Below are 10,568 nucleotides of genomic sequence, written 5' to 3' on the forward strand. Positions count from 1 at the left end.
ATCGGGCCATCAGATTACTCCTCCATTGCCTGGCGGATTTGCTGCAGCGCCGCCGGATCGTCAAGCGTGGTGAGATCGCCCGGATCGCGGCCTTCGCAAATGGCCTGGATCGTGCGGCGGAGCATTTTGCCGGATCGGGTTTTCGGCAGTTGCGAAACAAACCAGACGTGGGCAGGACGACCAAAATTGCCAATCTGGCTGTCCACCAGCGCCATGATCGCTTTCTCTTCCGAATGCGCCACATCGCGGTCTTCCAGACTGTCGCTCTGTTTGGGAATGACAAATGCCACCGCCACCTGCCCCTTCAGCGCATCTTTTACCCCGACCACCGCCACTTCCGCCACGTTCGGATAGCTGGAGATACTCTCCTCGATTTCCCGCGTGCCCAGGCGATGCCCGGCGACGTTAATCACATCATCCGTCCGCCCCAGAATGAAGTAGTAACCGTCTGCGTCACGGATCCCCCAGTCAAACGTGGCGTATACCTGACGATTGAACAGCGACCAGTAGGTATTCACAAATCGTACATCGTCGCCCCAGATGGTCTGAATACAGCCGGGTGGCAGCGGCCCTTCGATCACCACCATCCCCTTCTCGTTGGCGCCGCAGGGTTCACCGGTCATCTCATTGAGCAACTGCACGTTATAGCCATACATGGGCACGCCGGGACTGCCGAGGCGCGACGGCCGGTCATCCAGTGCCCGGGCCAGCGCCATAATCGGCCAGCCGGATTCGGTCTGCCAGTAATTATCAACAACCGGCACGCCCAGTGTTTCCGTTACCCAGCTTGCGGTCGGTTCGTCCAGCGGCTCGCCTGCCAGATAGAGCACCTCCAGCGAGGAGAGATCGTGATTGCGGATCTGCGCGGTCGGGAATTTTTTCAGCACGCGAATGGCGGTCGGTGCCGAGAACATCCGGTTGACCTGATATTTCTCGACGATCTTCCACCACACGCCGCAGTCCGGATACGTCGGCAGTCCTTCATACACAATGGTTGCCATCCCTGCCAGGAGCGGCGCGTAGACAATATAGGAATGCCCGACAACCCAACCGATATCCGACGCGCAGAAGAACACGCCCCCCGCTTTGCCGCCAAAAATGGTCGCCATTGAGGTCGCCAGCGCCACGGCATAGCCGCCGACATCGCGCTGCACGCCTTTGGGTTTTCCGGTGGTGCCGGAGGTATAAAGAATGCAGGACGTTTCATTGGATTCCAGCCACGTCACCGGCACCGTGGCGCCGAGGTGCTGCTGGCGCAACGTCGCAAAGTCGAGATCGCGACCGGTCACACGCGCCATTTTCGCCAGCCCGCGATCCACCAGTAACACCTGTTTCGGCTGATGTTGCGCCTGCTCGATCGCATCATCGAGCAGCTTTTTATAGGGCAACACTTTACCGCCGCGCGCCCCCGCATCGGCGGAGACAATCAGCACCGGCTTCGCGTCATCGATGCGTGCCGCCACGCTGTGCGAAGCAAAACCGCCGAACACTACCGAGTGGATCGCGCCAATCCGCGCGCAGGCCAGCAGCGTGATATGCGCCTCGGCGATCATCGGCATGTATACCAGAACCCGATCGCCGCGCTGCACGCCGAGCGATTGCAGCATTGACGCCACCACGTTCACTTCGTCATAGAGCTGACGGAAGGTAAAGGTGCGCTCCTCTTCGGTCTCGGATGAGACAGCGATCAGCGCCAGCGCATCCGGTTGTTTCTCCAGCCAGCGGTCAATGGCGTTATGACACAGATTGGTGGTACCGCCGCAAAACCAACGGGCAAACGGCGGATGGCTGTGATCCAGCGTGCGGATAAACGGCTGCTGCCAGTCAATCCGCCGGGCCTGTTCGGCCCAGAATGATTCCGGTTGCGTAACAGAACGCTGATAAAATTCGCTAAAAGACATAACGCTCTCCTGTTGAACTTACGCCTGATGAAGCGGGTTCTAGATGACATAAAGGTCCATGTACTCATTGACCGGCATCTGCTCCAGGCGAGTTCTGTCCAGGGAGACCTCCAGGATGCGCTGCTGCTGGCGAGTCGGGAACTGACGCGCCAGGTTAATTTTGAATTTTTCGATCAGTTTCGGGATCCCGTCGGTACGGCGACGTGCATGGCCAATCGGGAACTCCACGACCACCTCGTCAAACTGTGAACCGTCAGTGAATTCCAGGGTGATCGCATTAGCGATGGCGCGTTTTTCCGGATCGTGATAGTCCGCGGTAAACGCCGGATCTTCAACACAACGGATCTTCTCGCGCAGGGAATCGATTCGCTTGTCCTGTGCCACGCCGTCCTCATAATCCGCCGCCGTTAAGCGTCCGAACAGCAGCGGGATCGCCACCATATACTGAATACAGTGATCGCGATCGGCCGGGTTATTCAGCGGCCCCTGCTTATCAATGATGCGAATGCAGGCTTCGTGGGTGCGAATGGTCACTTTTTCGATATCCGCAGCGCTTTTACCTGCTGCCTGCATTTGCGCGTACAGCGTCATTGCCGCTTCAACCGCCGTCTGAGAGTGGAACTCCGCCGGGAACGAAATTTTGAACAGCACGTTTTCCATTACGTAGGAGCCGTATGGACGCTGGAAGCGGAACGACTCGCCTTTGAATGAGACGTCATAAAACCCCCAGGTTTTCGCCGTCAGCGCTGACGGATAACCCATCTCACCGGTTTTCGCCATCAGCGCCAGACGCACCGCGCGCGAGGTCGCATCGCCCGCCGCCCAGGATTTACGCGTGCCGGTATTCGGCGCATGGCGATAGGTGCGCAGCGACTGTCCGTCGACCCACGCCAGCGACACTGCGTTGAGGATCTCATCACGCGTTAGCCCCAGCATTTCAGCCACCACGGCGGTGGAGGCCACTTTGACCAGCAGAACGTGGTCAAGCCCCACGCGGTTAAAGGCGTTTTCCAGCGCGATACAGCCCTGAATTTCGTGGGCCTTGATCATTCCGGTCAGCACGTGTTTCATGGTCAACGGCGCTTTACCCGCCGCGACCGCGTTGCGTGAGAGCCAGTCCGCTGTCGCCAGGATCCCGCCGAGGTTATCGGAAGGGTGGCCCCACTCCGCCGCCAGCCAGGTGTCATTGAAGTCGAGCCAGCGGATCATCGCGCCAATGTTAAACGCGGCCTGTACCGGGTCGAGCTGAAACTGGGTACCCGGCACGCGCACGCCGTTGGGCACCACGGTCCCCGGAACAATCGGCCCCATCAGTTTTTTACAGGCCGGATATTCCAGCGCTTCCAGACCACAGCCCAACGTATCAAGCAGGCAGTAGTGGGCGGTGTCATACGCCACCGTTGACGCTATCTCGTAGTTGACGACGTAATCCACGATATCAACGATTTCACGATCGAATTCCGGGCGAACATTTAAAATTTGAGCGGACATAAGGTACGTTTCCTGTTTTTTTATCTTTAGAGGTAATGAATTACTGACGCTGATCGATCGGCACAAACTCACGATCGTCCGGGCCGGTATAGTTGGCGGAAGGACGAATGATTTTGTTGTCCTGGCGCTGTTCAATAATGTGTGCCGCCCAGCCGGTGACGCGGGCGATAACAAACAGCGGGGTAAACATTTCGGTGGGAACGCCCATCATGTTGTAGGAGACCGCCGAGAACCAGTCGAGGTTAGGGAACATCTTCTTCGTCTCCCACATCACCTCTTCCAGACGATCGGCAATGTTGTACATCTTCAGCGAGCCCCCCTCTTCGGAAAGCTGCTTCGCCACACGTTTGATGACCTGATGACGCGGATCGGCAATGGTATAAACCGGATGACCAAAACCAATCACCACTTCTTTGTTTTCCACGCGCTTACGGATATCGGCTTCGGCTTTGTCCGGCGTTTCGTAGCGCTGCTGAATCTCCAGCGAGACCTCATTCGCCCCGCCGTGTTTCGGACCGCGCAGTGCGCCAATCGCGCCGATAATGGCCGAGTAAACATCCGATCCGGTGCCGGCAATCACGCGGCTGGTAAAGGTGGAGGCGTTGAACTCATGCTCGGCGTACAGCACCAGCGAAATGTGCATTGCTTTTTCCCAGCTCTGCGTCGGTTTTTCGCCGTGCAACAGGTGCAGAAAATGGCCGCCGATAGAGTCGTCATCGGTTTCCGGCTGAATACGCTCTCCGTTGTGACTGTAGTGATACCAGTAGAGCAGGATGGAACTGAGCGAGGCCAGCAGCTTATCGGCAATATCACGCGCGCCGGAAACGGTGTGCCCCTCTTTTTCCGGCAGCGTACAGCCCAGCGCCGATACGCCGGTGCGCATCACGTCCATCGGATGCGATGCCGCTGGCAGCGCTTCCAGTACGGTACGGACGTTAGCCGGTAATCCGCGCAGCGCTTTGAGTTTACTTTTGTATGCCTGAAGTTCGTCACGGGTCGGGAGTTTGCCGTGAATCAGCAGATGCGCGACTTCTTCAAATTCGCACTGCCGGGCGAGATCGAGAATATCGTAGCCGCGATAGTGCAGATCGTTGCCGCTTTTGCCGACGGTGCACAGCGCGGTATTGCCCGCCGGTACGCCGGACAGCGCGACGGATTTTTTAGGCTTAATGACATGGGTATTATTTTGCAGGATCGTTGTGTCGCTCATGTTGTCCTCATCATTATTGTCATATGTAGGGTACTGAGGGTTTTCGTCCAGGCCTGATAAGGCGTAGCCGCCATCCGGCCTACTTGATATACAACGCGTCGAGCTTCTCTTCGTACTGGTAGTAATTGATGCTTTCATACAGTTCGTTGCGGGTCTGCATGATGTCAATAACGCTCTTTTGCGTCCCTTCCTGGCGCAGCACGTTGTAGACCTTTTCAGCAGCCCGGTTCATGGCGCGGAATGCCGAGAGCGGATAGAGCGCCATCGCCACGTTCGCACTGCGCAGTTCGTCGGTCGTGAACAACGGCGTCGCGCCAAATTCGGTGATATTGGCAAGAATCGGCACCTGGACTGCATCAGCAAACTGGCGGTACATCGAAAGCGCCGTGATCGCCTCCGGGAACAGCATGTCGGCGCCCGCTTCGACATAGGCCTGCGCACGATCGATCGCTGCGTCTAACCCTTCCACCGCCAGGGCATCGGTACGCGCCATGATCACAAAGTGGGGATCGGTACGGGCATCCACTGCCGCACGAATGCGATCGACCATCTCCTCTTTCGAAACGATCGCTTTATTCGGACGATGACCGCAGCGCTTGGCGCCAATCTGATCTTCGATGTGTAGCGCCGCCGCCCCGGCTTTGATCATCGACTTGACGGTGCGCGCAACGTTAAACGCCGACGAACCAAAGCCGATATCAGCATCCACCAGCAGCGGGAGCGGACAGACGTCGGTGATGCGGCGAATGTCGGTCAAGACGTCGTCCAGGGTGGAGATGCCCAGATCCGGCAGTCCCAGCGAACCAGCCGCGACGCCGCCGCCCGAAAGATAAATCGCCTGATACCCGGCGCGCTGAGCCAGCAGCGCATGGTTGGCGTTGATGGTGCCGACGATTTGTAAGGGGTTTTCTTTGGTGAGGGCAGCGCGAAACGCCTGACCCGGAGAATCCAGAGACATAGTCCATCCTCGTGTTATCAACTTGTAACTAACCGTTGATTCACATAAAGCAAGGGCTATGCCAAAGGCGCTTTGAAAGAGAGTGTTTTAAATAACCATCGATATAACAATAAGATAAACCACAGCATACCGCGATAAGCGAAAAAAAGCGTGTCAGCTAACGTTTCATGAAACGTCCCGACCGGTTTCATTGCAACAATTATGAAACAAGACTACACCCAATACTCTGTCCTTTTATTTTGGGTTGGCTATGGCGACGACAACGCTTCCCCCGCGGGTGAATGATGACAAACCGGTTATCTGGACGGTCTCGGTAACGCGACTGTTCGATCTGTTTCGCGACATCAGCCTGGAGTTTGATCATCTGGCGACCATCACCCCCATCCAGCTCGGTTTTGAAAAAGCGGTCACCTATATCCGTAAGAAGCTGACCACCGAACGCTGTGATGCGATCATCGCCGCCGGATCGAACGGCGCATATCTGAAGAGTCGCCTGTCGATACCGGTTATTCTGATCAAACCCAGCGGGTTTGACGTTCTGCAGGCGCTGGCAAAGGCCGGAAAACTGACCGCCTCCATTGGCGTGGTGACCTACCAGGAAACGCTGCCAGCGCTGATGGCTTTTCAAAAAACCTTCAACCTGCAACTGGAACAACGCAGCTATATCACCGAAGAAGACGCGCGCGGGCAGATTAACGAGTTGAAAGCAAACGGCATTGACGCGGTGGTTGGCGCGGGACTGATCACCGATCTGGCGGAAGAGGCAGGCATGACCGGTATCTTTATCTATTCCGCCGCCACGGTGCGTCAGGCCTTTAGCGATGCGCTGGACATGACCCGCCTGACCCAGCGTCGCCACGGTCATTATGCCTCCGATCAGGCGCTGCGCACCCGCTATGGGCTGGGAGATATTCGTGGCGAGTCCGCACAGATGGAACAGGTGCGCCATACCATTATGCTGTATGCCCGTTCACCCGCCTCTGTCCTGATTCAGGGGGAAACCGGCACCGGGAAAGAACTGGCAGCCCAGGCCATTCACCGCGAGTTTTGTACGCGTCCTGGCACGCGCGGCGACAAAACGGCGCATCCGTTCGTCGCGGTGAATTGCGGGGCGATCGCCGAATCGTTGCTGGAAGCGGAGCTGTTTGGCTACGAGGAAGGCGCCTTCACCGGATCGCGACGCGGTGGTCGTGCCGGGCTGTTTGAAATCGCCCACGGCGGAACGCTGTTTCTCGATGAAATCGGCGAAATGCCGTTGCCGCTGCAAACCCGACTGCTGCGCGTGCTGGAAGAAAAAGAGGTCACCCGGGTGGGTGGACATCACCCCATTCCGGTAACAGTGCGGGTGATTAGCGCCACCCACTGCAATCTGGAAGACGAGATGAAACGCGGGCAGTTTCGTCGCGATCTGTTTTATCGCCTGAGTATTTTACGTCTGTCGTTACCGGCTCTACGGGAGCGCCCCGCCGATATCCTGCCGCTGGCGGAAGGTTTTTTAAAACAATCGCTGGCCGCGCTCTCCGTACCGTTTACCGAGTCGGTGCGCGCCGGACTGGCGCAGAGTGCCGGTGCGCTGTTGCACTATCAGTGGCCGGGAAATATTCGCGAATTGCGCAATATGATGGAACGGCTGGCACTGTTTTTAAGCGTTGAACCGATGCCACAACTGAATGAACATTTATTACAGCAGATACTGCCGGAACTGGCGGAGAACGAATCGCCGTCATACCCTTCGCCTTCAGCTACGCCACAGCAGGTGCTGGCGCAGTTTAACGGCGATAAGCGCGCCGCCGCGCGTTATCTGGGGGTCAGCAGAACCACATTCTGGCGACGGCTGAAGGAATGAACGGCCGGATGGCGACACACAGCGTCTTACCCGGCCTACACATTTCACCAGGCCAGCGCCATCCGGCACGCTTACGAATTACTTTTTCTTGTAGATATTGGCAGTGCCATGAATTTTGTTGTCGGTTTGACCGGAAGTCAGCACGACCACATCAGCCCCTTTCTCATCCGCTTTTTTGAGCAGATCTTCTTTCGCATCCTGAGTGGACGTTTCATTGCTGGTATTGATGTTGCCAATCAGGGTGTACTGCGACTCCACTTTCTCAAACTCAGCTTTTGTTAACAGCTCCGCTGCAAACGCATTTGTCGCCACAAAAGCCAACGCACCAATCAAGAGTTTATATCCAGTTTTCATAGAGAAGCTCCAGGTTATGTTATGACGCTATCATCACCGCTGAATCCATGCCGCTGTTCAGGGATGATTAATAACTAGTTCAGCTTCCAGAAAAAATCCAGAGCCCTTTCAGTGATAGGTTGCTTTTGTGATTTCGGCCTGCTCAGTCCTTTTTTGCATACTACGGTAAAGTTAAGTCACTTTCTGCATATAAATAAAATAATGACCGACAACCCTGTCTTTTAATAAATCTCTCATTATTGCGTAAATATGCATAACCCTGTTCGGAACAACTCCACTTAAGATTATTATCAAAACCCTTACAGACTTATTGGTAATAATCTTAACATCGATAAAAGACATTCAGATTAATACCAATGTAAAAATTGATACTCATCAAAACAATGATAATTAGTCGGCCTAAAATTCTTAAAAAACATTATTACTGTCCGTAATTAAACATAGTGAAGCGATATTCATACTAATGTTAATCCTTCGCATCTATTCAGACTTCCTTATCAAAAACCTCATCTATCCTGTTGTTTTTCGCTTTATATTTGCATTATTCCTGGAGGTATAGCCAAAAACAATAAACATTTGTAATCAAATAATTAGCCATCACTTAAATATCTTAACTCTGTTAATGACGGTTAATAGACTCAGCCTATCAATATCGAATGCAAGCCTGCGGCAAAACGATTACGCTATATCGCCCGCGGCAAATAATATTAAAAATCATCAGAATTTTATTTGCATGAGCAACCCGACAAATAGCCGTGTATTCAGCACTGGCTTTTCTGGCTTATGCCTGGATGTAATATTTAAATCTTAAGGAAGAGTCAATATATGAAAATAAATGCACAGTGTTTCCCTGAAACTCTATTAGCCATTGCAATTTCCATGGCTTTAACGTCCACTGCGGTAGCCAATAATAATATTCCCCCACCAACAGGTGTGGGTGATACTGTCATTATTAATAATGGACAAAATATTACGCTTTCCGCCACGGAAAATACTGACCCCGCATGGGATAACTTCCGCAGTCTTTGGGTGGGTGATAACTCCGACGGCTCACTGCTGATCGATGGTCGGGCTATCACCACCGCCGCCGGTATGATCGGTAATGGCGCAAACGGCAGCGTGACGCTGACGAATGGTGCGACCTGGACACTGGGCAATTTGAATCTGGTACTCGGGACCCATGATGGTTCAGGTACGCTGCGGGTAAATAACGGCAGTAAAATCAGCGGCATTGATGAATTACGTATTGGAGAATATGCCGCAAACGCGCAGGGAACGGTTACTATCGATGGCGCAAATTCGTCCGTCTCTTCCGTCTGGAGCGTGGTCGGCGATCAGGGGCGCGGCAACCTGATGATTACCCGCGGCGGAACCCTCTCCTTAAGCGAACACATGAACATTGGCTACGTCGGCAATACGAGTAACACCAGTCGTAATGGCTACGGTGTCGCCCTCGTGGACGGTGAAAACTCGCTGCTGGATGTGACGGAAGGTATTTACCTCGGGGGGTTTGCAACAACGCCCAATGACGCCACCGGGATCCTCACCGTCAGCAACGGTGCAACGGTCCGCTCGGGTAACTTAATCTGGCTGGCAGTGGGAGAAGGCAGTACCGGCATCCTGAATATTGGCGGCGCAAAGGGCGAAGCACAACAGGCTGCGGGAACACTGGACCTGCCGTGGATCTACCTTGGCAACACCAGCGGTATGAGCACGGCAGAGCTCAACTTTAATCACAACAGCGACGACTTCGTACTCTCGGCCAAAATCACAGGTATTGGCGAAGTCAACCATTTCGGCTCTGGGACGACCACGCTGACAGGCGCTAACACCTATCAGGGCCCTACCCACGTCGCAAATGGTACATTGCGCGCCGGGGCAGAAAATACCCTGAGTGCAAGATCCGATTACCGCGTGGACAGCGGCGCACAGCTGAATCTTAACGGCTATTCACAGACGCTGAATTCGCTGGAGCTGGCAGGCACAGCGATACTCTCTTCCCCGTCGCAAGTGCAAGCAACCTTTAGCCCAACCCTGTTGACAATTAACGGTGATTACACCGGAAACAACGGCTTGCTGGCCTTGCGCACTGTGCTGGGTGATGACCTGTCGCCAACGGATAAGCTGATTGTGAAAGGTGATACCTACGGCACCACGCGCGTCAGCGTCAGTAACGCGGGCGGTAACGGAGCCGCGACGATTGAAGGTATCCGTATTATCGACGTTGAAGGGACTTCAAACGGTACCTTTGTGAAAGAAGGCCGTATTGTCGCAGGCGCATATGACTACGACCTTGTGAAACGAGATAACCAGAACTGGTCGTTGACCAGCCTGGCCTTGCCAGAACCGGTTCCACCAACTGAGCCGAAAGAACCCGTAATTCCAGAGTCTCCGACACCTGAAGGTCCGCACCAGTATCGCCCGGAAACCGGCAGCTATCTGGCGAACACCCTTGCCGCCAACACGCTGTTCACCACCCGGCTTCACGATCGTCTGGGTGAAACCCAGTACACCGACGCGTTAACCGGCGAGCAGAAAGTCACCAGCCTGTGGATGCGCCACATCGGCGGACATMACCGCTTCAARGAYRGTTCCGGGCAGATCAGCACCCAGAGCAACCGCTACGTGATGCAACTGGGCGGSGATATCGCGCAATGGAGCACCGACGGCCTCGATCGCTGGCATCTGGGTCTGATGGCCGGTTAYGCCAACAGCAAGAGCCGCAGCCACTCCAGCCTGACCGGATACTCATCCCGTGGGGARATCAGCGGCTACAGCGCCGGTCTGTACGGCACCTGGTATGCCAAC

The 10,568-nt window shown here is 54.9% G+C and carries 7 protein-coding genes; 2 read left to right on the forward strand and 5 right to left on the reverse strand.

Annotation, left to right across the window (positions count from 1 at the left end; translation table 11 throughout):
• Window positions 1-14: 14 nt before the first annotated feature.
• From prpE to prpB, 4 genes are all read right to left on the reverse strand, one after another.
• On the reverse strand, window positions 15-1,901 hold the full coding sequence (gene prpE, locus JTI98_RS20975) for a propionate--CoA ligase (RefSeq protein WP_216081771.1): 1,887 nt from the start codon (window positions 1,899-1,901) through the stop codon (window positions 15-17).
• Between the two features lie 39 nt (window positions 1,902-1,940).
• Window positions 1,941-3,392 carry a bifunctional 2-methylcitrate dehydratase/aconitate hydratase gene (locus JTI98_RS20980; protein ID WP_044327221.1) on the reverse strand — a complete coding sequence of 484 codons (1,452 nt, stop codon included), beginning with the start codon at window positions 3,390-3,392 and terminating at the stop codon, window positions 1,941-1,943.
• A gap of 40 nt (window positions 3,393-3,432) precedes the next feature.
• The gene (prpC, locus tag JTI98_RS20985) at window positions 3,433-4,602 is read right to left on the reverse strand and encodes a 2-methylcitrate synthase (RefSeq protein ID WP_216081772.1); all 1,170 of its coding nucleotides are present in this window, start codon (window positions 4,600-4,602) and stop codon (window positions 3,433-3,435) included.
• Window positions 4,603-4,681: 79 nt separating this feature from the next.
• On the reverse strand, window positions 4,682-5,560 hold the full coding sequence (gene prpB, locus JTI98_RS20990) for a methylisocitrate lyase (protein ID WP_043001663.1): 879 nt from the start codon (window positions 5,558-5,560) through the stop codon (window positions 4,682-4,684).
• A gap of 250 nt (window positions 5,561-5,810) precedes the next feature.
• Between prpB and prpR the strand changes: the two genes are divergently transcribed.
• On the forward strand, window positions 5,811-7,406 hold the full coding sequence (prpR, locus tag JTI98_RS20995) for a propionate catabolism operon regulatory protein PrpR (RefSeq protein ID WP_216081773.1): 1,596 nt from the start codon (window positions 5,811-5,813) through the stop codon (window positions 7,404-7,406).
• Between the two features lie 78 nt (window positions 7,407-7,484).
• Here the strand turns inward: prpR and yahO are convergent, their stop codons facing one another.
• Window positions 7,485-7,760 (reverse strand): DUF1471 family periplasmic protein YahO, encoded by a 276-nt coding sequence (gene yahO, locus JTI98_RS21000; RefSeq protein WP_043001665.1) that lies wholly within the window; start codon window positions 7,758-7,760, stop codon window positions 7,485-7,487.
• Between the two features lie 825 nt (window positions 7,761-8,585).
• Between yahO and JTI98_RS21005 the strand changes: the two genes are divergently transcribed.
• A partial coding sequence (locus JTI98_RS21005) for an autotransporter outer membrane beta-barrel domain-containing protein (RefSeq protein WP_216081774.1) occupies window positions 8,586-10,568 on the forward strand: 1,983 nt, incomplete at its 3' end.

It is taken from the genome of Citrobacter sp. MGH 55 (genome assembly GCF_016906145.1).
In the GTDB taxonomy this organism is placed as follows: domain Bacteria; phylum Pseudomonadota; class Gammaproteobacteria; order Enterobacterales; family Enterobacteriaceae; genus Citrobacter_A; species Citrobacter_A amalonaticus.

Excerpts from the sequence above, each read along its gene's own strand:
- prpE (WP_216081771.1), bottom strand. The coding sequence starts at position 1,901 with ATGTCTTTTAGCGAATTTTATCAGCGTTCTGTTACGCAACCGGAATCA.
- JTI98_RS20980 (WP_044327221.1), bottom strand. The coding sequence starts at position 3,392 with ATGTCCGCTCAAATTTTAAATGTTCGCCCGGAATTCGATCGTGAAATC.
- prpC (WP_216081772.1), bottom strand. The coding sequence starts at position 4,602 with ATGAGCGACACAACGATCCTGCAAAATAATACCCATGTCATTAAGCCT.
- prpB (WP_043001663.1), bottom strand. The coding sequence starts at position 5,560 with ATGTCTCTGGATTCTCCGGGTCAGGCGTTTCGCGCTGCCCTCACCAAA.
- prpR (WP_216081773.1), top strand. The coding sequence starts at position 5,811 with ATGGCGACGACAACGCTTCCCCCGCGGGTGAATGATGACAAACCGGTT.
- yahO (WP_043001665.1), bottom strand. The coding sequence starts at position 7,760 with ATGAAAACTGGATATAAACTCTTGATTGGTGCGTTGGCTTTTGTGGCG.